This is a genomic window from Neopararhizobium haloflavum (assembly GCF_002750855.1).
In the GTDB taxonomy this organism is placed as follows: Bacteria; Pseudomonadota; Alphaproteobacteria; order Rhizobiales; family Rhizobiaceae; genus Georhizobium; species Georhizobium haloflavum.
Window position 1 is genome coordinate 382,162 of record NZ_NWUC01000002.1, and the last position, 20,987, is coordinate 403,148.

The window sequence follows — 20,987 nt, forward strand, 5'->3', positions numbered from 1 at the left end:
TGGGGCCTTCAGGTTCAAGAGGCCTTGGTCAGTTCACCATGGCCCTTGAGCACCCGGCCGCCGTCGCTCTGTTCGATCAGATAGGCCGGATCATCCTTGGATGCATCGCGTGTGATCTCGGAGCCATTGATCGTTCGCTTCACCTTCTCGGTGAAGACCTCGGCGATCTTGCCCGAGCCAACGCCGTTGCCCCATTTCCATTCGACCTTGCTGCCCTTGCGATAGGCGTCCATGTCAATCTCCCATCATCGATCGCCGATAACGGGAGACTGAAGCGACCGTTCCGCAAATCAGGCGGCCTTGACGATCTCGACCAGTTCCACGGCGAAAACGAGATCCTGGCCAGCCAGCGGATGGTTGGCGTCCACCGTGACGTGCTCGTCGGAGGCCTCGACAACCGTCAGCATTACGGTGTTGCCGTCCTGGGTGCGGGCCTGAAGCTGTGCGCCCGGCTGGACGTTGACTTCCTGCGGGATCTGGTCGCGCGGCACCTGTTGGATGTTCTGCGGATTGCGCGGACCATAGGCCTGGTCGGCGGGAATCGTGACCTTGTCCTTCGTGCCGACTTCCATGCCCTCGACCTGAGCGTCAAGACCCTGAATGATCTGCCCCGTGCCAAGGGTGAACTCCAGCGGATCGCGCCCTTCTGAGCTGTCGAATTGCGTGCCGTCTGTCAGCGTGCCGGTGTAGTGGATGCGAACGGTATCGCCGGATTTGGCCTTGGTCATCGTGAAACCTCTTCGTGTTCGGTGTTCGGTTTGTTGCGGCCGTCCCCTCCTGGACGGCACCGGAACGGAGCTTTCACCCCGAACGCAGGCTCGAGGCCGAACATAGGCATTTATCGTGCGATTTAAACGCTGCAGAACAAGAATCACGAATTTCGCGTCAAAATCAGCGAAAAACACGCGTCTTCGCGTCTTTTGGAACATTCTGCGCGCCGATTCATTGGGCGAGCGATGAATATGAGCGCGAGATGAAACACACATGATGAATTGGTTGAACGACAACTCCCAGGCACTGAACACCCTGCTCAATGCGGGAATGCTCCTTATCTGGCTGTTGTATTTTCAACTGCTTTATCTGTCGTTCCGCGCCCAAAAACGCCCCAACCTTCTAATCAACAGAAGCGCCGGCAATGACGCCAGGAGCCACTGCCTCATCAGCAACATGAGCGCGAGCGCCGTCTATGTGCAGGCCATCCTGCTGGACATGAGCAGCGGCGGGCGACACTGGACAGCCACGATATCGGACATGCAGACGCTCGGCAGCGACGAGACGGCCTCGCAGGCCATGGAGCGGACCAAGCAAGGCCCCCTCAAGGAAGGTGATTTCATGGATATCGGGTCGTTCGAAGATCTGGTCGACACGGCGATCGGTGTCCGCAGTTCGTCAACCGAGGGGCCGAACGACATCTCCGATGTCGACACGCTCACAGTCACGGTGGCAGCCGTCTATACCTCCAAGAACACCCTTATCGGCGCCCATCGAAGCTTTCGCGTCAGCGAGGAAAACGGGCGCATCTTTCTGCGGCCGGAAACGACGCTCGCGAACCAGATCGCTTCGCTGCGTCAGCGGAGAAAACTCGCGCGACTGGTCACAGCTGCCGGATGAGAAGACGCGCCGCGCGGCGCGCCTTCCTGATACGATCGCCGACGACGATCAATCGACGTTGAATTCCAGCGCCTTGGCCGACTGAACCTGCGGATGGCTGCGCAACTCATCCAGCACCTTCTCGTCGACCGGGCCATCGACATAGAGCAGTGCGATGGCGTTGCCGCCGGCCTTGTCGCGGCCAAGCTGAAAATTGGCGATGTTCACGCCGGCATTGCCGAATACCGAACCGAGAAGGCCAATGAAGCCGGGCTTGTCCTCGTTCGTCGTATAGACCATGTGACGTCCGATCTCAGCATCAAGGTTGATGCCCTTGATCTGGATGAAGCGCGGCTTGCCGTCGGAGAAGACCGTGCCGGCGATCGAGCGGGTTTGATTCTCCGTCTTCACCGTGAGGCGGATATAGCCATCGAAAATGCCCGACTTGTCGCGCTTGACCTCGGAAAAGAGGATGCCGCGCTCCCTGGCCATGATCGGCGCCGAAACCATGTTGACGTCGGCGACCTGCGCACGGATCAGGCCCGCGAGAACGGCCGATGAGAGCGCCTTGGTATTGAGCTCGGCGGTGACGCCATCATACAGCACCTCAACTTCCTTGATCGCCGATTCCGTCGCCTGGCCGACGAAGGCGCCGAGCATGTCCGCGAGCTTGACGAAGGGCTTGAGACGAGGAGCTTCCTCCGCCGAGATGGATGGCATGTTGATGGCGTTCGTGACGGCGCCCTTCAAGAGATAGTCCGACATCTGCTCGGCGACCTGCAGCGCGACATTTTCCTGTGCCTCGCTGGTCGAGGCGCCGAGGTGCGGTGTGCACACGACGTTTTCGAGACCGAACAGCGGACTGTCGATCGCGGGTTCTGTTTCGAACACGTCAAAGCCTGCGCCTGCCACCTTGCCGGATTTGATGGCGTCGGCCAGGTCCTTTTCGACGACGAGGCCACCACGCGCACAATTGATGATCCGGACACCGTCCTTCATCTTGGCGATGGCCGCGGCATTGATGATGTTGCGGGTCTTGTCGGTCAGCGGCACGTGCATGGTAATGAAATCCGCACGGGCGAACAGCGTGTCGAGGTCGACCTTTTCGACACCAAGCTGCTCGGCGCGCTCCGCCGACAGGAACGGGTCGAATGCGACGACATGCATTTTCAGGCCGATGGCGCGGGTGGCAGCGATGGAGCCAATGTTGCCGCATCCGATCACGCCAAGCGTCTTGCCGGTGATTTCGACACCCATGAATTTGGACTTTTCCCACTTTCCCGCCTGAGTCGATGCGTCGGCGGCAGGGAGCTGGCGAGCGACGGCGAACATCATGGCGATGGCATGCTCGGCCGTCGTGATGGAGTTGCCGAAGGGCGTGTTCATCACGATGATGCCCTTGCGGGACGCCGCCGGGATATCGACATTGTCGACCCCGATGCCGGCCCGGCCGATGACCTTCAGATTGCCGGCCGCCTCGATGATCTTCTCGGTTACCTTCGTGGCGGAACGGATCGCCAGGCCGTCATAGTCTCCTATGACTTCCAGGAGCTTTTCCTTGTCCTTGCCGAGCTTGGGCTGGAAATCGACTTCGATGCCGCGGTCCTTGAAGATCTGAACGGCGGTTTCGGAAAGAGCGTCGGATACGAGTACGCGCGGTGCCATTTCATGGCCTCCTTGAAAAGTCGGATGGGATTGTCTGGATTGGAGCGGACAGCGCGATGAGCGCGCTGTCCGTATCAAGCAGAGATCAGGCCGCCGCCTTGAGCGCGGCCTTCTCGGACTGAAACGCCCAATCGAGCCACGGCATCAAAGCTTGAAGATCGGCCGTCTCGACCGTGGCACCGCACCAAATCCTGAGGCCGGCGGGCGCGTCGCGATAGGCGCCGATGTCGTAGGCAACGCCCTGTTTGTCGAGCTTGCCGACCATGGCCTTGGCGAAAGCCGCCTGCGCGTCTTCGCTGCCTGCCATGACGTCCGGGTCGACGATGGTGAGGCAGACCGACGTATTGGACCTGGTCGCGTCGTCCGCCGCGAGGTTGGCGATCCACGGCGTCTTCTTCACGAAATCGAAGATTACCCCGGCGTTGGCGTCGGCGCGGGCCACGAGGCCGTCCAGACCGCCGACGGTCTTCGCCCAGTTCAGGGCATCGATATAATCCTCGACGCAGAGCATGGAGGGTGTGTTGATCGTCTCACCCTTGAAGATGCCCTCGATCAGTTTTCCGCCCTTGGTCATGCGGAAGATCTTGGGCAGCGGCCAGGCGGGGCTATAGGTCTCAAGACGCTCGACGGCGCGCGGCGACAGGATGAGGACGCCGTGTCCACCCTCGCCGCCCAGCACCTTCTGCCAGGAGAAGGTGACGACATCGAGCTTGGCGAAATCGAGCTTTTGCGCGAAGGCGGCCGACGTCGCATCGCAGATCGTCAGGCCGGCACGATCGGCGGGTATGAAGTCTGCATTGGGCACACGCACGCCCGAGGTCGTGCCGTTCCAGGTGAAGACGACATCGCGATCGAAATCGATCGACGAAAGGTCGGGCAGTTCGCCGTAGCCTGCCTCGATCTTGCGCGCATCAGGCAATTTAAGCTGTTTGACCACATCGGTCACCCAGCCGGAGCCGAAGCTTTCCCAGGCGACCATGTCGACGCCGCGCGCGCCGAGCAAGGACCACAAGGCCATCTCGACGGCGCCGGTATCGGACGCCGGTACGATGCCGATGCGGTAATCGGCGGGAACCTGAAGGATGTCGCGGGTCAGGTCGATCGCTTCGGCCAGGCGCGCCTTGCCAACCTTGGATCGGTGAGAGCGACCGAGGGTCTCGGTCGAAAATTCGTCCAACGACCATCCAGGTCGCTTGGCGCAAGGGCCTGAGGAAAAATTGGGGTTTTGCGGACGCACTTCGGGCGTCGGAATAGTCGTCATGTCAGTCTACCCTTCCAGATAGTAAGCCTCTCGTTGGGGAGAGGTGTCCCGCCGTCGCCATTACCGAAAGCGGCATATCTTGGCAAGCGAATTTGCTGGGATGGGCGCGAAGGTCTTGTCATGGCTACATCAAGGCCGCACAAAGCGACCCTGATATCTCACGGCTGCATCAAGGCGAGGTTCGCATGAGAAATTTTGGGAAGGCATTTCGTCGGGTGGCGCTTCTGGCAGTAGCAGTCGGCGCGCTGACAGCATGCAGCGGCGGCTACGCCGGATATACGGAGTACCGTTCACCGCCGGTGAAGACCGCATCCGAGATGCGTCAGGAGCAGATCAGCGAGCTACGCAGGGCCCGCAATACGCCGGGCGGAGCGGGCGAGCAGCGTTCCGAAACCAGCCCCTGGTGATCTTGCCGAAACGACGGGCGCGCCGTTTGGACGCGCCTGTCGAAGAGTTTTGCGATCTTCCGGCCTACCAGAGGGCGTAACGCACGCCAGCACGGATCTCGTGCTTGGAGAAGCCATCGTCCTCGCCGCTGCCATAGAGCGCATCGTTGAACAGCGAGCCATCGGCGACATCGAGATAGCGATACCCGACATCGAGCTTGAGGCTCTTGGTGATATCGTAGGAGACACCGGCCATCAGCGCGTAGGTCAGGCGCCATTCGGCATCGCCCTTGACTTCGATCGGCGTTGAACTCGGGATCGTATCGGCACGCAGCGGGCCCCAGTCAACGCGGGTCGAGCCGATGCCGGCGCCGATATATGGGGTGAAGCCGGCCACGGTCCCGAGATCGACATAGGCGTTGGCCATCAGCGTGATTGCGTCGAAATCCGCGTCGCTGGCAATGCCGGGGAAGTTGATCGCGCCCTCGCCTTCCGAATATTCGGCCGTGACGTCGGCACGGAAGAAGTCCGAGAACTGATAGCCCACGCCACCGCCAGCGGAAATGTCGCTGTCGATACGTGCAAGATCGAGGTCATCGAGATCGTATTCGACGCCCTGGTAGGTGAACCGCTTCAGGCCGCCGTCCGTCTCGACGGAGTAGCCGATATCGCCGCGCAGATACCAGCCGTTGCCGATCTCCACCGGAACGGTCCGGTCGAGTTCGGGTGCATAGATGATCTGATCGAGATCGGCCGCGAAGGCCTGCATCGTTCCACACGCGGTTGCCGCCGCAACCAAACCCATCGTCATTGCCCGCTTCAACATCACGCAATCCTCGTTTCCTGATGCGGGCTCGTGAGCCGCCCCGCCCAACCATTGATCGATCCAGTATGGTGATGAGTGGTTAAGTGGCGGTTAAGCATGTTTCTTAACCACGATGGTCGGCTGACACCTTTCGCCGACGGACACAAAAAACCCCGCCGCAGCGGGGTTTTTCCGGGAGGATGGTGTTCGATCAATTGAACGCGTAGCGAAGGCCAAGCTTGAAGTCGTGCGAGGTGATGTCCTCGAACTTGAAGCCGTCATTCGGCCGGGAGAACATCGGATCGTAGTTCTCTGCCGGGGCGGTAGAACCGTCACCGAGATTGACAAAGCTGTAGCCGAAATCGACCGTCATGCGATCAGTGACCTGATAGCCGAGGCCGGCATGAAGGGCCCAGGCGAGATCCCATTCGGAGTCCTTGCCCGCAAAGCCGCCGCCGCCGGCGCTGTTGTCATCGGTGAAGTGCGAGATCGTGTTGCGCGACGTCCCGATGCCGGCGCCAATGTAGGGAACGATGCCGTGGAAGTTGCCGAGATCGGCATAGGCGTTGGCCAGGAAGAGCCATTCGGACTTCTTGGCTTCATAGTTGTTGGTATAGGTGAAGCCGGTGGCGTCCTCGACGACACGATCGAGGGCGTTGAAGGAGGCCTTGCCGCGATACTCGGCGGTGATGTCGCCGCGCAGCCAGTCGTTCGCCTGGTAGCCGAAGCCTAGGCTGACGGTGGGCGCAGAATCGAAGCCGCCATCATCAAGGAATGTGTGGGTGTAACCTTCGACGTCGAAATATTCATAGGACAATCTGTCGATGGACTGGTTGCTCATGCCGATCGAGCCGCGCAGGTACCAACCGCCGACGGGTAGCGGCGCAGGCTCCTCGACGACCGGTGGAATATAAAGGTCGGCTGCATTGGCCGGCAGCGATGCGCCTGCCAGCATCAGCGTCGCGAGCGCCAGCGAAACATTCGTTTTCATGACTGCAATCCTTGCCCCATCGGCCCGAGGCTTCAGGCCTTGTCCAAATCTGGGATGGATAATGGACAGCAAAGGTTAAGTTGAGCTTAACCACGCTTCTTAAGCATGATTGCACGAGGTGTGGCGCGTTTGATGATCCGCTTTAGAGCTTTGAGACGGCTCGTTTTCGCGCCTATCTCGTCAATGAACAATATTGTGAAAACGATCTTCGACTTGGAGATCAACAAGTTACAGTCAATTTTGCTGTTGCTCTCCGGCCTTGCGGTTTCGTCCACATGCCAGGGACGGTACGGTTGTAATCATTCGTAACAAACCGTGAAACCGAGGAGAACAGAATGTCCGACAAGCAAGGCATCGGCCAGCGCTGGAACGAGTTCCGCCCGACCAAGGCAGTTTGGCTATGGTCGTGCGCCGGCTGTATCGTGGCAACGATGGTCGTCGGGTTCACCTACGGCGGTTGGGTCACCGGCGGCACGGCGGCCGAGATGGCGGCCGACGCTTCGGAGACCGGGAGGGCCGAACTGGCCGCCACCCTATGCGTCAACAAATTCGCTTCCGCACCCAATGCCACCGAACAGTGGGCGAGCCTGAAAGAAGCCAGCTCCTGGGAACGGGACGACCTTATCGAGGATGGCGGTTGGGCAGCGCTTTCCGGGAACATCGAAATCGTCGACGGATCGCTCGACCTGTGTGCCGAGCGCCTTGTCGCGATGGAACAGCTCCCTGCCGGACGCAGCGAGACAGCTGCGACGGACGGCTAACGCAACACCGCCACCACAGACTGAGCACAATGACTGAAGACGGCTAGGGGGGCTTGGGCGCAGGCGTTGCCAGAGGGACGCCTGCGCCCCGCCCGGCCTTCGCTGCGCTGCGCTTCAGGCGGCCTGGCGGACGCCTGCGATGACCCCGACGAGCTGATCGACGATCCGCTCGATCTGGCCTCGGTCATCGCCTTCCGCCATTACCCTGATCAATGGTTCGGTTCCCGAGGCGCGGATGACGAGCCGTCCACTCTGAGCCAGTTCCGACTCCGCATCGGCGATCGCCGCCTTGACCACCTTATCCTCAAGCGGCTTGCCTGACTGGATGCGCACATTCTTGAGAAGTTGCGGGACGGGATCGAAGCGCTTGCAAACTTCGCTCACCGGTCGGTCCATCCGCTTGACGCAGGCGAGAACCTGGAGCGCGGCGACAAGCCCATCACCCGTCGTTGCGAAATCGGACAAGACGATGTGGCCGGACTGCTCACCCCCGACGTTGAAATTGTGACTGCGCATGTGTTCGACCACGTAGCGGTCGCCGACCTTGGTGCGGTGCAACGTCAGACCCTGATTTCCCAGGAAGCGCTCCAATCCGAGATTGGACATGACTGTCGCCACGACACCGCCACCGACGAGGCGTTCGTCGGTCGACCAGGATTCGGCAATCACCGCCATCAGCTGATCGCCGTCGACGATCGCACCGGTCTCGTCGATGATCAGTACCCGGTCGGCGTCTCCGTCCAGGGCTATGCCGATGTCGGCGCGCACTTCATGCACCTTCTTGGCCAACGCGGTGGGGCTGGTCGAGCCGCAATCCAGATTGATGTTGTGGCCGTTCGGCTCGGTACCGAGCGTGACGACTTCGGCGCCCAACTCCCACAGCGCGGCGGGTGCAACCTTGTAAGCGGCGCCATTGGCGCAATCGATCGCGACGCGCAGCCCGGACAGCGTGAGGTCGCGTGGCATCGTGCGCTTGGTTGCTTCGATGTAGCGGTCATGCACCCCGTCGACGCGCTTGGCGCGGCCGATCTGGTCGGAGGGCGCAAGGAGCGAGGTCATGTCGCTGTCGATCAGATCCTCAAGCTTGCTTTCCACCTCGTCAGACAGTTTGTAGCCGTCCGGGCCGAACAGCTTGATGCCGTTGTCCTGAAAGGGATTGTGCGAAGCCGAAATCATCACACCGATATCGGCACGCAGCGAGCGCGTCAGCATCGCAACGGCGGGCGTCGGGATCGGCCCGAGAAGGAAGACATCCAAGCCAGCCGCCGTGAAGCCGGCGACGAGGGCGTTCTCAAGCATGTAGCCGGACAGCCGCGTATCCTTGCCGATAACGACGCGGTGCTTGTGCTGCCCGCGCCGGAACAGCTTGCCGACCGCCATGCCGACGCGCATGGCGACATCCGGCGTCATTGGAGCAATATTGGACGTACCGCGGATTCCATCTGTTCCGAAATAGCGTCGTGTCATGTGGTCAGTCCCCGCATCTCATCTCGGCCAATTTCGCATGACTTCGAATCACGCGCCATCGATCCGATCAATTCTAGTGGCCGATAAGGCTATATCCGGTATCCGCACAAAAAAAGGCCGCCTGGTTTCGCGGCCTTTTTGCATGGATGGTAAAGTATCGCTTACCTGATCACTGCGGCTGAGGTTCCATTCCCGGCTCTTCGCCCTTGCCCTTCGTCTCCTTCTTGGAGCCTCCGGCCTTCGGCACCGCAGAACCACGCGTGGGCGGCGTGTCGTCACCAATATCGCGAGACGGCTTTTCACCGCGGATGATCGCCTTGATCTCCTCGCCCGTCAGCGTCTCATATTCCAGAAGACCCTCGGCGATCGCGACGAAGGCATCATGCTGCTTCGTGAGGATATCCTTGGCTTCGGTATAGGCTGCATCGATCAGGCGGCGAATCTCGCTGTCGATCGTCTGTGCCGTGGATTCGGAGACGTTTTTCTGCTGAGAAACCGAGTGGCCAAGAAAGACCTCCTGCTGGTTTTCGCCATAGGCGACGTGGCCGAGTTCATCCGAAAAGCCCCACTGGGTGACCATCGCACGCGCCAGCTTCGTCGCCTGCTCGATGTCGGACGCCGCGCCGGAGGTGATGTTCTCCTTGCCGAAAGTAATCTCCTCGGCGACGCGCCCACCCATCATGATGGCAAGACGCGAGACCATCCACTTGAAACTCATCGAGTAGCGATCGCCTTCGGGAAGCTGCATCACCATCCCGAGCGCGCGTCCGCGCGGCACGATGGTCGCCTTGTGCACAGGATCAGCCACCGGCACGTTCATCGCGACAATGGCGTGACCCGCCTCATGATAGGCCGTCAGCTTCTTTTCTTCCTGCGTCATGGCGTTGGAACGCCGTTCGGCGCCCATCATGACCTTGTCCTTGGCGTCTTCGAACTCGGCCATGGTGACGAGACGCTTGTTGCGCCGGGCGGCCATCAGAGCCGCTTCGTTGACGAGATTCATCAGGTCGGCGCCCGAAAAGCCCGGCGTTCCGCGCGCGATCGTCTTGATATCGACATTCGGCGCCAAAGGCACATTGCGGACATGGACCTTCAAAATCCGCTCGCGGCCTGCAACATCCGGGTTGGGCACGACGACCTGACGGTCGAAACGGCCTGGACGCAGCAGCGCAGGGTCGAGCACGTCAGGACGGTTGGTTGCAGCGATGAGGATGATGCCCTCATTGGCCTCGAAGCCGTCCATCTCGACCAGAAGCTGGTTCAGCGTCTGTTCGCGCTCGTCGTTGCCGCCGCCGAGGCCCGCGCCACGATGCCGGCCGACAGCATCGATCTCGTCGATAAAGATGATGCAGGGCGCATTCTTCTTGGCCTGTTCGAACATGTCACGCACACGAGATGCGCCGACGCCGACGAACATTTCGACGAAGTCCGAGCCGGAAATGGTGAAGAACGGAACGTTTGCCTCACCCGCGACGGATCGCGCAAGCAGCGTCTTGCCGGTGCCGGGAGGGCCAACGAGGAGCACGCCGCGCGGGATACGTCCGCCGAGCCGCTGGAACTTCTGCGGGTCACGCAGGAACTCGACGATCTCCTCAAGGTCCTCCTTCGCCTCGTCGACGCCGGCGACATCGTCAAACGTGACGCGGCCATGGGCTTCCGTCAAAAGCTTGGCCTTCGACTTGCCAAAGCCCATCGCGCCGCGCGAGCCACCCTGCATCTGGCGCATGAAGAAGATCCAGACGCCGAGGATCAGGATGATTGGCAGCCACGAGATCAGATAGCCGAACAGCGTGTTGGAACTGTCGACCTCAGGGCGGGCGGAGATCGATACGTCGCGGTCTTCCAAACGGGAAACGAGGTTGGTGTCGCCCGGCGAATAGGTCTGGAACGCGGTCCCGTTCTCGCTGTAGGTGCCGCTGATGCGATCGCCGGTGATCGTCACGTCGCGAATGCGTCCGCTGTCGACGTCCTCAAGGAACTGCGAATAGCTGATGTCCCGCGCATTCGAACGCTCGGTCGGCTCCTGAAACATATTGAAGAGCGCGATCAGCAAGAGCGCTATGATTGCCCACAAGGCAAAATTGCGAAAATTCGGGTTCATCGAACTCCCCAGGGCTGCCCGCGGGCGCCATCATTCATCAACAGACTGTCGTCCCGTAACATAGGTTTGACGCGGCAGCTTGCCAAGGCAGCGAATGTCGCACGCGTCGATTCCATCAATCCCGGTAAACGGGCGCCTCGCCATAGGACGGACGAGCGACCAGTGACGCCATCGCATCTGCCAGCTTCAGATCGAATGCCGGCAGAAACGTGTCGTGCCGGGGGATTCTTCGCTGAATGGATGCTGTCGGTTGAGCCTGTCCTTCGACCCCTTCGCCAGCGCGGCAGATTACGGGCAGGCTGGCGCCAGCGCGGCGCCGCAGCGCCTGCGGAATCCTCTCGTCGCAAGCCGGTACAGCAGCGTGCTGGACCTCGCCGGCTGCGCTGATGCGCAGTGCGCTTTGAGGATCGCGGTTCTCGATCACGAACCTCCCGTCCCAGACAGTGCGCTCTCCAGGCTGCAGCAAGCAGTCAGGCAGATCGCGGTTGTCGCGATAGGTGAAGACCGTGTTGCGCCGAATATCGACGATGGCGCGGCCGATCGACAACCGGCCGGGCTTTCCGGCATCGAGAAATGCATGAAGGCGTTCAATCTGCTCACGACCGGGCAAGAAGGCGCGCCCGCCCGCCAATGCCGTCAATTCGGCCAGCGCATGCGCGGCGAGTTCTGTTTCGCAATGCGGCCAGCGCCGATCGAGACAGAACAGCACGTTCATCCAGTTCCGTCCGAAGGCTCCGATCAGGTCGGCGATGGCCGAGGCCCGGCTTTCCCGATGGAGCGCTGCGAGCGCGATCTGCCTGCCTTCCAGCCGATAGGGGCGCTTCGCCAGACGTACGCGCACACGCTCAAATCGTTCATCGCGGTTGCTCGGGTCGTCTATCCACGCGATCCGCTGGTCGCTCAAGTAAGCCTGCAGGTCGGATCGGGACTGCCCGAGAAACGGCCGCAGCAGCCAGCAATCGCCGTCATAGAGCGTTGCGGCAGCCATGCCGGCCAATCCTGCCGACACGGGTTGCCGCGGGTCGAGCCGCGCCTGGCGCATCGCCACCGTCTCGATCTGATCATCTCGCGTATGGCCGAGAAGGACCGCCGACGCCTTCATGTCCACGGCCACCTGCCGCAGGAGCCGATACCGTGCCTCCCGTGCCGTTGCCTGAAGACGGGCTTGCGGTTTGGCGCCCGCCCAAAGGCAAATCCTATGTGGAATTTGAAGATCAGCGCACAATCGCGCGACGGCGGCAGCCTCGGCCTTCGCATCGGGGCGAAGGCCGTGGTCGACCGTCACCGCGCAGAGTTGGTGCCCCTCCGCCGCTGTTCCCCGAAGGGCCGCATGAAAAGCGATCAGCATCGCCGTGGAGTCGCTTCCGCCTGATAGAGCCAGAAGCAACCGAGCGGGGGCCCGAAGGCGCTGCAGGAAATCCGCGGCGCAGGCTTCCGGCGCTTTCAGTTCAGGCTTGTGTGCGACGGTCAGCAACTGGCGCTGCGTTGCTCGGCAGCGACCTTGTCGCGCACCGTCTGCGTGGCGTCGGGATAGCGCGTCAAGACTTCGCGATAGGTCGCACAGGCCGTGTCGCGGTTATCGAGAGCCGCCAGCGACATTCCGAGCTTCAAAAGCATCTCAGGTGCCTTCTCGGCGTCCGGATAGGTCTGGTGCGCGTTCAGGAAGGTGCGGGCCGCATCGTTGTAGCTGCCTTGCGAATACTGGCTTTCGCCGAGCCAGAAATTTGCGTCCGCCGCGTGACCGCCATCCGGAAAGATGTCGACATAATCCTGGAAAGCGGCTTCGGCCTCCGCATAGTCGCCAGACAGGACAAGATTGTAAGCTTCCCGGTAAAGCTGGTCCGGGTCATCTGCGGACAACGAGGCCGTCTCGAGTTCGGAGCTGGCGTTTGCGCCGTTCGTGCCGGCGTCGAGGGTCCGGGACAGATTGCCCTGTTCGTCGAAGGTAATGCTGCCGAGCGTCTGACCGGATGCGGCCGCACCGGGCGCAGGCGACGTCGAGGCGGTGGTCCCGGTTTCAACGCCCGGCGGCGGGGTTACCGATCCCGTGCTGGCGGCCGACTGCTCGCTCGGCGCGGGCGCCGATGGCGTCGGCCCGCCGTCCAGCGAAGAGCGATCGCTGGCCGGGGCTCCGCCCTCGAGGCTCTGGAAGCGAAACTCGTTGTCTTCCTGCATCTGCCGCATCTGCTCCTGCATCTGCAGCAACTGGAAACTGAGTTCCTCGATCCGGCCGTTGAGGTTCCTGATCTGCTCTTCCAATTGCCCGACACGGTAGGGGTCGACGGCTTGGACGGGCACGATCTGCGCCTCGGGTGATGCCGCTCGATCTCGTCCTACGCCGGGCAGGAAATCGAGGGGTCCGGCGATCGTGCTTCCAGCCGCCAGCCCCATCAGCCCGGCCGTCATCAAGGCGAGACGAATAGGTCTGCCAATAGCGTGAATGGCCATTCTCAATACATCCGCTTTTGTTTGTGGAATGCGGTCACAATGTCTTATGCAGCCGCAATAAGGCAAGGTGAGTTCGGCCAAAGTATGAAAAACGCGAGGACGGCGCCATAATCGGGCACGCCGATACACAGTCCGCGGCTGGTGATGCATCGATGCAACAAATGCGAAGGGTCAGCGGCAGCGGATAAACGGGATGTCCATGAGATGAAGCATCTCGCGCATTTCCTCCTCTACGCCACCTTCCAGCATGAGCGAACCGTCCGTGCCGTAAGGAGGTAGCGCGGCAATGAAGGCGAACATGCCGCCTGGCTGGCGGCTGACGAGAAGCCATGCCCTATTGCCGCTAGCCTTCGCGCCGCCATACCAGGTGTGGCTGACCTCGACGCCCTGGAAAGCGTGTGCATGGCCATCGACAGTCAATCGCACGGCCTGCCGCTCAAGAAAGACCCGCGGGGCCGCCTCGTCCCGGCAGTCGGTGCTCCATTGCCCCAGAAATTCCGCCGGGATCTCAGCCGCGTTGGCGGCTGCACCGGACATCGCCAGCGAAAATAATAACGCAAGACTGCCTATGAGACGTCGCATGACCGTCCTCCTGAGGGGAACGGTGCCCAGCGATCATTGTAGCGCCACGGCACGCTGACGCACCTTAGCCGTCGGAGGAAACCCCCTCCGCCAATGGACGGAACGAAAACGCCGCCCGAATGCCCTGGTGTCGGGCAATCGGACGGCGCGAAAGTTCGACCTTTCCTGAAGCCCTTAGCTTCCGGCGCCGCCCAGGACCGTGACGGCCCGACGGTTCTGCGACCAACATGAGATGTCGTCGCAGACCGCGACCGGGCGCTCCTTGCCGTAGGAGATCGTGCGCATGCGACTTGCCGGTACGCCGCGCGAAGCGAGATAGTCGCGTGTTGCGGCGGCGCGACGGGCACCGAGCGCAAGGTTGTATTCGCGCGTGCCGCGCTCGTCGGCGTGACCTTCGATCGTAATGGCGTAGTTGCCGTATTGGGCCAGCCACTGCGCCTGACGGTTGAGGACCTGGGCCGCCTGCTGGTTGATCGACGAGGAATCGGTCTCGAAGAAGACGCGGTCGCCGACATTGACGGTGAAGTCCTGCGTGGAACCGGGCGTCGCGCTGCCGGCGCCGCCCAAGCCACCTGCGCCGGCACCCAGACCGAGATCGGCAGAGCTGTTGGGCATGTTGTTCTTCGAAGCGCACCCCGTCAGGGCGAGCATGATTGCAAGTGCGATCGCGCCAGGGCTGCGAACGAAGGTATCCAAGCGGCGCATGGGCCGATCTCCTTGAGACGCTGTATGGTTGCCGAATTCTGTCCGGACGTCGTCAATCGGGTTATAACGAAACCGGTTAACATCCCGTTACGCCGCCCCTCGAATCACCCGCACATCCCTCCCCTTCCGCTAGAAACGCATTGCGGCGGGAAGGCGGCAAGATCGCGGCAGCGTCTTGCCGACCTCCGTCAGGCTTAGTTCTCCAGGAGCGGCGACCAGGCCGGGTCGGAACCATAGTTCGGGGTCTGGATCGCCTGTTCATTGTAGCCGGTCAGATCGATCGAATAGAGCTGCGGCCCGCCAGAACCAGCGGGCTGGCGGAAGAACATGAGCACACGCCCGTTCGGCGCCCAGGTCGGGCCTTCATTGTGGAAGCCCGAGGTCAGGATGCGCTCGCCAGAGCCGTCCGGCCGCATGACGCCGATGGAGAACTTTCCTCCGGACTGCTTGGTGAAGGCGATCAGGTCGCCGCGCGGCGACCAGACGGGCGTCGAATAGGAGCCGTCACCGAAGGAGATGCGCTGCTGGCCGGAACCGTCGGCGTTCATGACGTAGAGCTGCTGGCGGCCGCCACGGTCGGATTCAAAGACGACGCGATTGCCATCGGGGGAATAGGAGGGTGACGTGTCGATGGCGGCCGTCGACGTCAGGCGCGTCGTCTGACGCGAACGCAGGTCCATGGTGTAGATGTTGGCATTGCCGTCCTGCTGCAGACTCATGACGACCTTCTGGCCATCGGGCGAAAAGCGCGGCGAGAACGTCATCCCGGGGAAGTTGCCGACGAGCTCGCGCTGTCCGGTCTCCAGTTGCAGGAGGTAGACGCGAGGCTGTCCGCCCTCGAAGGACATGTAGGTGATTTCCTGCCGGTTCGGCGAGAAGCGGGGCGTCAGAACAAGGTCGTTGCCGTCCGTCAGGTAGCGCACATTGGCGCCGTCCTGGTCCATGATGGCAAGCTGCTTGCGGCGGTTGTCCTTGGGGCCACTTTCCGAGACGAAGACGACCCGGGTGTCGAAATACCCCTTTTCGCCCGTCAGGCGCTCATAGATCGCATCGGCGATGATGTGGGCGACGCGGCGCCAGTTGTCGGGCTGGGTGAAAAACTGCTGCCCGGTCAACTGCTGACCGGCGAATGTGTCCCAAAGCCGGAATTCCGCACGCAGGCGGCCGTCCGGTTCCTGCGAGACCCGGCCGGTAACGAGCGCCTGCGCGTCGATGACACGCCAGTCTTCGAAGCGAGGCGAGCTGTCGGGATCCGATATGTTCTGGATGAAGGCCGACTTGTCGACAGGCGCGAAGAGGCCCGAGCGGCGCAGGTCAGCGGTGACGACCTGGCTGATTCGCGCGCCGAGATCGTCGGACGACACGAAATCGGTGACGGCGATCGGCAGGGGTTCGACATTGCCCTGGTTGATGTCGATTTCCACCTGGGCCCGTGCCGGTCCGACGCCCGCGACGACGACGGCGCAGACGAGCGCCATGACAAATTGCGGGACGGTGAAGCAGCGGCGCAGCTTGCGGATCATGGTCATTGCGTATTCAGCCTTTCAACGTTCAGAACATCTGGCTCGGATCGAAGTTGACGACGACATCGGACCAGGTCGCGTATTTCTCGGCAGGCAACTGATAAGGGGCGCAACGCAGCACCGCCCTTAGAGCGCCGCCGGAGAGTGCGTTCTGCGCCGCCTGCGACCCGCCACTTGCAGAAACGCTCGGCTGGCCGTCGATCGAGCCGTCGGGCGAAAGGCGCATGGAAACGCGCACGCGCACGTCGGCACCGTCCGCCATGCCGGGAATGATGCTCCAGCAGCGCTGGATCTGCGCCCTCAATGCATCGATTTCGCTTTGCGACAGACTTTCGCCACCGGTCGTGGTGCGGCCGCCAAGCGCGGCCTGATCCTCGGATTGCCGCTGTCCGCCGCCCGATGCCTGCTCCTGATTCAAGAGCGCGGCGATCTCGTCGGCGTCGAACTCGCTTTCCTTGGCCGAACTCGCTTCCGCGGCCTGCGTCGGCTGCTGCGGCTCCGGTTCCGGCCTTTCCGGCTCGGGCTCAGGCTCGGGCTCGGGCCGCGGCGGCTCGGGCCGCGCCATGGGCGTCGGGACGTTCTCGGGCACGGCATTCTCGGGCTCGGATGGCGCAACCGCCTCGGGGGTCTCGCTCTCCGGCAACGGCTCGTTGGCCTCGGCCGGCTCCTCGATCGCCTGCGGCTCCGGCAGGGCCGCCATTTCGCTTGGCGCCGGCTCGACCGGCTCGGGCTCGGGTTCGGGCGCAGGCTCAGGCTCGGCAGCCTCTACCGGCTCGGGTTCGGGCTCAGGTTCAGGCGTGGGAACCGGTTGTGGTTCCTCCGCGGCCGCGGGCGCAGCGGCCTCTTCCACCGCCTCGGGCCGGGCGTCGGGCGTGGGCGGCGTGTCCAGATCGACCGTATTGTTGCCGATGTTCTGGGCATCCGGTTCCGGCGCGCGTTCTTCCGTCGGCTCGGGACTTGCGCTTTCCGCAAGCGGTGCGGTGCGCTCGCCCTGCTGGATCTGCGTCATCTCCGAGATCGGAACGATGTCCACGGGCAGTGTTTCCACCACGCCGGCATCCAGCGTCTGCGGCCCGCTCAAAGAAAACAGACCCCAACCGAGGATCAGCGCGTGGATCGCCGTCGATGTCGCAAGACTGTTCCTCATCGGGACCCGATCAGTTCGCCTGTTCCTGGAGCGACACCAGCCCCATGTTGTTGAAACCCGCAGCCGAAATGCGCGCCATCACCTGCATTACGGTGCCGTAATCGGCATCGCGGTCGCCGCGCACGTAGATGCGTTCCTCGTAGCCGGTCTCGGCGATCGCCTCGAGACGCGGCACGACCTCGTCGACGCCGACTTCCGTCTCCTGGATGTAGACCTGTCCTTCGGCATTGATCGACACGGTGATCGGCTCGTTGTCGCTGTTCAGCGCGTTGGCACTCGTTTCCGGCAGATCGATCGGTACGCCGACCGTCAGCAGCGGGGCGGCGACCATAAAGATGATCAGCAGCACGAGCATGACGTCGACGAAGGGCGTGACGTTGATTTCACTCATCGGGGCATGCCGGCGCCCCCGTCTGCGCCGCGAGCCGCGCCCTGCCGCATTTCCGACTGACATGCCCATGGTCAGACCCTCGCCTTCCCGTTCACTCGGCTGCCGCGCGCGGCTGCAGCTTTTCGTCGATCTGGCGCGACAGTATGGCGGAGAACTCGTCCGCGAATCCTTCCATGCGGCCAGTCAGCTTGCCGACGTCGCCCGTCAGCTTGTTGTAGGCAATGACGGCAGGGATGGCGGCAAGCAGCCCCATGGCCGTGGCGAGCAGCGCCTCGGCAATGCCGGGTGCAACGACTGCAAGATTGGTCGACTGGGATCCGGCGATCGCCTGGAACGACGTCATGATCCCGATCACCGTTCCGAAAAGTCCGATGAAGGGCGCCGAAGAACCGATGGTGGCGAGCGAGCCAAGGCGGGCTTCGAGCGATTCCGATTCCCGCGCCAACGTCACGTCCATCGCCTTTTCTATACGGGCCTGAAGCCCCATGGGCGTACGGGCACCGCGTTCGAACGACTTCTTCCATTCGCGCATCGCCGCGACGAAGATCGACGCCATGCCGGTCGTCTTCTGCTCCGACAGCGTGCGATAGAGCTCTTCCAGCGACTGGCCGGACCAGAAGACCTCTTCGAAATTGTCGAGACGCCGGCGGGCACGGCCGAAGGCCATCGTCTTGTCCACGATGATCGCCCAGGTCCAGACCGAGGCTGCCAAAAGCCCGATCATGACCAGCTTGACGACGAAGCCCGCTTCCATGAAGAGCGACCAGAGCGTCACGTCGCTCGTTGCCGCCAATCCAACCTGTTCCATGAACTACGCCCTCGAATTGCTAAGGCCCAGAGGCGCGACTAACCGTAACGCGTCACCGGGCGGCGCCAATTTCTGCTCGAAATGAAAACCCGCAGCAGCGCCAGGGCGATCCATCAAGCCCCATGCGCCTCACGCTGCCCTTCTTGCCAGCAAATTTGGTCAAACGAAGGCGCAATGCTTGAAGCGCAAGGTATACGACGCGCATTAAGCATTCATTATCGTTAAGGCTTCGTTATTGCCGCACAGCTTCCGGGCTCATGCTGCATCGTCGTGCGTTTTACTCGCCCGCCGTCACCATGTAGATAGTTGCTGTCCAGACAGCGAGTCGCATCCCGTGCCGGCCTCAACGCTTACCGCAACCGTCAACGTCACCGGCTATTTTTGCCTCTATCTGGCTGTTGCGATGCTGCTGCCGATGGCTGTCGATATCGGCGCCGGAAACGAGGATTGGCAAGTCTTCCTTCTGTCCTCATTCCTCGTCGCAGGCATTGCGCTGGCGATGATCGTCATGACGCATGGCTATCCGATGCGGTTCTCGCCGCGATTCGGCTTCATCGTTCTCAATGCACTCTGGCTTTCGACGTCGCTGGTTGCCGCGCTGCCGCTCTATTTCTCTTCCCTCGACCTGACGATGGCAGATGCGGTCTTCGAGGCTGTATCAGGCATCACAACGACCGGGTCCACCGTTCTTGTCGGTCTGGATGGGTTGCCGCCCGGCTTGCTGCTGTGGCGATCGGTCACCCACTGGCTGGGCGGTATCGGGGTCGTCGCCACAGGCCTCCTGCTGCTGCCGTTCCTCAATGTCGGGGGCATGCAGATCTTCAAGCTGGAGTCATCGAGCCAGGCTGAGAGCCCGTTTCCCCGCTTCCGCCAGTTCTCGATCGCGCTCCTGAGCTTTTATGTTGCGATCACCTTTGCCTGCACCCTGGCCTACAGCATGGCCGGCATGACGCTGTTCGAGGCCGTGAACCACGCCATGGCCACCATCTCGACAGGCGGCTTCTCGACCCGGGATGCATCGTTCAGGGAGTTCGGCGAAGCCGCGCTGATCGTCGGCATCATCTTCATGCTGCTCGGCGCGATGCCGTTCGCGGTGCTCATACGCGCCATCGTCCAGCGCGATATCCGCAGCGCCTACGACCCGCAGGTGCCGGTTCTCCTGACCATCGTCGGGCTTTCAGCCTTTACCGTCACGGTGCTCGCCGTCGAACACCTCGAGGTCGAGCGGTGGAGCGTCGTCATCCACGCCGTGTTCAACGTCGTCTCCATCATCACGACCACGGGTTTCGTCTCCGCCGACTATGACCAGTGGGGCCCGCTTTCCGTCGGAATCTTCTTCCTCCTGACCTTTCTTGGCGGCTGCGCGGGGTCGACCGTGGGCGGCATCAAGATCTACCGGCTGATGGTCCTCTTCCAGACGGTGCGGGTGAATTTACGGCAGATGGTGCGACCGGACGTGGTTCTGCCGGTCCGCTACGGAGCGCAAACCGTGAGCTCGCGCGTCATCCAGTCGGTCGCCGTCTTTGTCGGCATCTATCTGGCGATCTTCCTGGTCGCCGCCGTGGCGCTGACGGCGACCGGGCTCGACTTCATCACCGCCCTCAGCGGCGCGATCACCGCGCTCAGCAATGTCGGTCCCGGCTTCGGCACGCTGATCGGTCCAGCCGGCACCTTCGCCGACGTGCCCGAAACGGCGAAGTGGATTCTCTCCGGAACAATGCTGCTCGGTCGGCTCGAGGTGATGGCCGTGCTGATCCTATTCAGCCCGTCCTTCTGGCGCCATTTCTGACGCGAAGGCTGCGGCCAGTTCGGCCGGCATCCGCCTTGGCCGCCCGTTCGCGTCGATCAGCGCAACCTTCACGCGGGCCGTGATGAGAACTCGACCATCACGCAGTATCGACTGCAACAGCTCAAGACGCGCACCGCCGATCGCCGCGGGCGCTGTTTCGATCGTCAGAATGTCGTCCATGCGGGCCGGCGTGCGGAAATCGATCTCCATATGGCGAACAACGAATGCAAGAGATTCGGACCGGGCCGCCATTGCCCCCTGATCGACCCCGAGAAGGCGCAGGAAGTCGGTTCGCCCGCGTTCGAGGAAGTGCAGATAGCGCGCGTGATAGACGACACCGGAAAAGTCGGTGTCCTCATAGTAGACCCGCTGGACCAACCTGTGGCCCTTACCGGTCAGCTCGCCGGCCAATCCTTCCGTGGTTCGGGTGGTCGTCATTGCTCTTGCTCTGGTCGCAATCGTCGAGAGCGCCCTTGTGGACCAGCGTTCATCGCCTTACAAGCGCGCGCGTTGCCGTTACAGTGCTGACACAAACGCCGGCTAACGGTCGACCCAACAAATCAGGCG

General features: G+C 62.2%; 21 protein-coding genes. 4 read left to right on the top strand and 17 right to left on the bottom strand.

The features are described from left to right. Positions 1-14: 14 nt before the first annotated feature. Positions 15-233 carry a hypervirulence associated TUDOR domain-containing protein gene (locus tag CN673_RS06250; protein WP_099865370.1) on the bottom strand — a complete coding sequence of 73 codons (219 nt, stop codon included), beginning with the start codon at positions 231-233 and terminating at the stop codon, positions 15-17. 57 nt (positions 234-290) lie between these two features. Then, complete coding sequence (locus tag CN673_RS06255) at positions 291-728, bottom strand: FKBP-type peptidyl-prolyl cis-trans isomerase (protein WP_099865371.1); 438 nt, start codon at positions 726-728, stop codon at positions 291-293. Positions 729-984: 256 nt separating this feature from the next. Between CN673_RS06255 and CN673_RS06260 the strand changes: the two genes are divergently transcribed. Continuing rightward, on the top strand, positions 985-1,611 hold the full coding sequence (locus CN673_RS06260; protein WP_099865372.1) for a hypothetical protein: 627 nt from the start codon (positions 985-987) through the stop codon (positions 1,609-1,611). Positions 1,612-1,659: 48 nt separating this feature from the next. On the opposite strand, the gene serA is transcribed toward CN673_RS06260, so the two are convergent. Both serA and CN673_RS06270 read right to left on the bottom strand, forming a co-directional pair. Then, positions 1,660-3,255 carry a phosphoglycerate dehydrogenase gene (gene serA / locus CN673_RS06265; protein WP_099865373.1) on the bottom strand — a complete coding sequence of 532 codons (1,596 nt, stop codon included), beginning with the start codon at positions 3,253-3,255 and terminating at the stop codon, positions 1,660-1,662. An 85-nt stretch (positions 3,256-3,340) separates the two neighbouring features. After that, positions 3,341-4,516 carry a phosphoserine transaminase gene (locus CN673_RS06270; protein ID WP_099865374.1) on the bottom strand — a complete coding sequence of 392 codons (1,176 nt, stop codon included), beginning with the start codon at positions 4,514-4,516 and terminating at the stop codon, positions 3,341-3,343. Between the two features lie 185 nt (positions 4,517-4,701). On the opposite strand from CN673_RS06270, the gene CN673_RS06275 reads away from it, so the two are divergent. Beyond that, complete coding sequence (locus CN673_RS06275; protein ID WP_099865375.1) at positions 4,702-4,923, top strand: hypothetical protein; 222 nt, start codon at positions 4,702-4,704, stop codon at positions 4,921-4,923. A 64-nt stretch (positions 4,924-4,987) separates the two neighbouring features. On the opposite strand, the gene CN673_RS06280 is transcribed toward CN673_RS06275, so the two are convergent. Further along, positions 4,988-5,728, bottom strand: a complete 741-nt coding sequence (locus tag CN673_RS06280) for an outer membrane protein (protein ID WP_245409804.1) — start codon at positions 5,726-5,728, stop codon at positions 4,988-4,990. 190 nt (positions 5,729-5,918) lie between these two features. Beyond that, positions 5,919-6,698 (bottom strand): outer membrane protein, encoded by a 780-nt coding sequence (locus CN673_RS06285; RefSeq protein ID WP_099865377.1) that lies wholly within the window; start codon positions 6,696-6,698, stop codon positions 5,919-5,921. Positions 6,699-7,033: 335 nt separating this feature from the next. Between CN673_RS06285 and CN673_RS06295 the strand changes: the two genes are divergently transcribed. Beyond that, a complete protein-coding gene (locus CN673_RS06295) occupies positions 7,034-7,459 on the top strand; it encodes a hypothetical protein (protein WP_099865379.1) in 426 nt (141 codons plus the stop codon). Positions 7,460-7,573: 114 nt separating this feature from the next. Here the strand turns inward: CN673_RS06295 and glmM are convergent, their stop codons facing one another. The 10 genes from glmM to tolQ form a co-directional block, all read right to left on the bottom strand. Beyond that, positions 7,574-8,926: a phosphoglucosamine mutase gene (gene glmM, locus CN673_RS06300; protein ID WP_099865380.1), complete on the bottom strand. Its 1,353-nt coding sequence runs from the start codon at positions 8,924-8,926 to the stop codon at positions 7,574-7,576. A 169-nt stretch (positions 8,927-9,095) separates the two neighbouring features. Continuing rightward, positions 9,096-11,027, bottom strand: coding sequence for an ATP-dependent zinc metalloprotease FtsH (gene ftsH / locus CN673_RS06305; protein ID WP_099865381.1), 1,932 nt, complete (start codon positions 11,025-11,027; stop codon positions 9,096-9,098). A 115-nt stretch (positions 11,028-11,142) separates the two neighbouring features. After that, positions 11,143-12,501 (bottom strand): tRNA lysidine(34) synthetase TilS, encoded by a 1,359-nt coding sequence (tilS, locus tag CN673_RS06310; RefSeq protein WP_157928814.1) that lies wholly within the window; start codon positions 12,499-12,501, stop codon positions 11,143-11,145. After that, on the bottom strand, positions 12,495-13,475 hold the full coding sequence (gene ybgF, locus CN673_RS06315; RefSeq protein ID WP_099865383.1) for a tol-pal system protein YbgF: 981 nt from the start codon (positions 13,473-13,475) through the stop codon (positions 12,495-12,497). Before ybgF ends, tilS begins: the two co-directional genes overlap by 7 nt. Positions 13,476-13,646: 171 nt before the next feature. Then, complete coding sequence (locus CN673_RS06320) at positions 13,647-14,057, bottom strand: hypothetical protein (RefSeq protein ID WP_099865384.1); 411 nt, start codon at positions 14,055-14,057, stop codon at positions 13,647-13,649. Positions 14,058-14,231: 174 nt separating this feature from the next. Beyond that, positions 14,232-14,762 carry a peptidoglycan-associated lipoprotein Pal gene (pal, locus tag CN673_RS06325; RefSeq protein ID WP_099865385.1) on the bottom strand — a complete coding sequence of 177 codons (531 nt, stop codon included), beginning with the start codon at positions 14,760-14,762 and terminating at the stop codon, positions 14,232-14,234. 194 nt (positions 14,763-14,956) lie between these two features. Further along, the gene (gene tolB / locus CN673_RS06330; RefSeq protein WP_245409821.1) at positions 14,957-16,240 is read right to left on the bottom strand and encodes a Tol-Pal system beta propeller repeat protein TolB; all 1,284 of its coding nucleotides are present in this window, start codon (positions 16,238-16,240) and stop codon (positions 14,957-14,959) included. Positions 16,241-16,313: 73 nt separating this feature from the next. Continuing rightward, on the bottom strand, positions 16,314-17,432 hold the full coding sequence (tolA, locus tag CN673_RS06335; protein ID WP_099865386.1) for a cell envelope integrity protein TolA: 1,119 nt from the start codon (positions 17,430-17,432) through the stop codon (positions 16,314-16,316). A gap of 10 nt (positions 17,433-17,442) precedes the next feature. Further along, positions 17,443-17,892 (bottom strand): protein TolR, encoded by a 450-nt coding sequence (gene tolR / locus CN673_RS06340; RefSeq protein WP_099865387.1) that lies wholly within the window; start codon positions 17,890-17,892, stop codon positions 17,443-17,445. A gap of 22 nt (positions 17,893-17,914) precedes the next feature. Next, the gene (tolQ, locus tag CN673_RS06345) at positions 17,915-18,631 is read right to left on the bottom strand and encodes a protein TolQ (RefSeq protein WP_099865388.1); all 717 of its coding nucleotides are present in this window, start codon (positions 18,629-18,631) and stop codon (positions 17,915-17,917) included. A gap of 334 nt (positions 18,632-18,965) precedes the next feature. On the opposite strand from tolQ, the gene CN673_RS06350 reads away from it, so the two are divergent. Beyond that, entirely contained in the window at positions 18,966-20,420 is a 1,455-nt protein-coding gene (locus CN673_RS06350; RefSeq protein ID WP_245409805.1) for a TrkH family potassium uptake protein, read from the top strand. On the opposite strand, the gene ybgC is transcribed toward CN673_RS06350, so the two are convergent. Beyond that, the gene (gene ybgC, locus CN673_RS06355) at positions 20,388-20,858 is read right to left on the bottom strand and encodes a tol-pal system-associated acyl-CoA thioesterase (RefSeq protein WP_099865389.1); all 471 of its coding nucleotides are present in this window, start codon (positions 20,856-20,858) and stop codon (positions 20,388-20,390) included. The genes CN673_RS06350 and ybgC overlap by 33 nt on opposite strands. Positions 20,859-20,987: the final 129 nt, after the last annotated feature.

Coding starts and splice junctions, on each gene's coding strand:
- CN673_RS06250 (WP_099865370.1), bottom strand. CDS start 233: ATGGACGCCTATCGCAAGGGCAGCAAGGTCGAATGGAAATGGGGCAAC.
- tolA (WP_099865386.1), bottom strand. CDS start 17,432: ATGAGGAACAGTCTTGCGACATCGACGGCGATCCACGCGCTGATCCTC.
- CN673_RS06285 (WP_099865377.1), bottom strand. CDS start 6,698: ATGAAAACGAATGTTTCGCTGGCGCTCGCGACGCTGATGCTGGCAGGC.
- ybgF (WP_099865383.1), bottom strand. CDS start 13,475: ATGGCCATTCACGCTATTGGCAGACCTATTCGTCTCGCCTTGATGACG.
- CN673_RS06260 (WP_099865372.1), top strand. CDS start 985: ATGATGAATTGGTTGAACGACAACTCCCAGGCACTGAACACCCTGCTC.
- CN673_RS06270 (WP_099865374.1), bottom strand. CDS start 4,516: ATGACGACTATTCCGACGCCCGAAGTGCGTCCGCAAAACCCCAATTTT.
- tolB (WP_245409821.1), bottom strand. CDS start 16,240: ATGGCGCTCGTCTGCGCCGTCGTCGTCGCGGGCGTCGGACCGGCACGG.
- CN673_RS06255 (WP_099865371.1), bottom strand. CDS start 728: ATGACCAAGGCCAAATCCGGCGATACCGTTCGCATCCACTACACCGGC.
- ybgC (WP_099865389.1), bottom strand. CDS start 20,858: ATGACGACCACCCGAACCACGGAAGGATTGGCCGGCGAGCTGACCGGT.
- CN673_RS06275 (WP_099865375.1), top strand. CDS start 4,702: ATGAGAAATTTTGGGAAGGCATTTCGTCGGGTGGCGCTTCTGGCAGTA.
- CN673_RS06280 (WP_245409804.1), bottom strand. CDS start 5,728: ATGTTGAAGCGGGCAATGACGATGGGTTTGGTTGCGGCGGCAACCGCG.
- ftsH (WP_099865381.1), bottom strand. CDS start 11,027: ATGAACCCGAATTTTCGCAATTTTGCCTTGTGGGCAATCATAGCGCTC.
- CN673_RS06320 (WP_099865384.1), bottom strand. CDS start 14,057: ATGCGACGTCTCATAGGCAGTCTTGCGTTATTATTTTCGCTGGCGATG.
- glmM (WP_099865380.1), bottom strand. CDS start 8,926: ATGACACGACGCTATTTCGGAACAGATGGAATCCGCGGTACGTCCAAT.
- pal (WP_099865385.1), bottom strand. CDS start 14,762: ATGCGCCGCTTGGATACCTTCGTTCGCAGCCCTGGCGCGATCGCACTT.
- serA (WP_099865373.1), bottom strand. CDS start 3,255: ATGGCACCGCGCGTACTCGTATCCGACGCTCTTTCCGAAACCGCCGTT.
- CN673_RS06295 (WP_099865379.1), top strand. CDS start 7,034: ATGTCCGACAAGCAAGGCATCGGCCAGCGCTGGAACGAGTTCCGCCCG.
- tolQ (WP_099865388.1), bottom strand. CDS start 18,631: ATGGAACAGGTTGGATTGGCGGCAACGAGCGACGTGACGCTCTGGTCG.
- tolR (WP_099865387.1), bottom strand. CDS start 17,892: ATGGGCATGTCAGTCGGAAATGCGGCAGGGCGCGGCTCGCGGCGCAGA.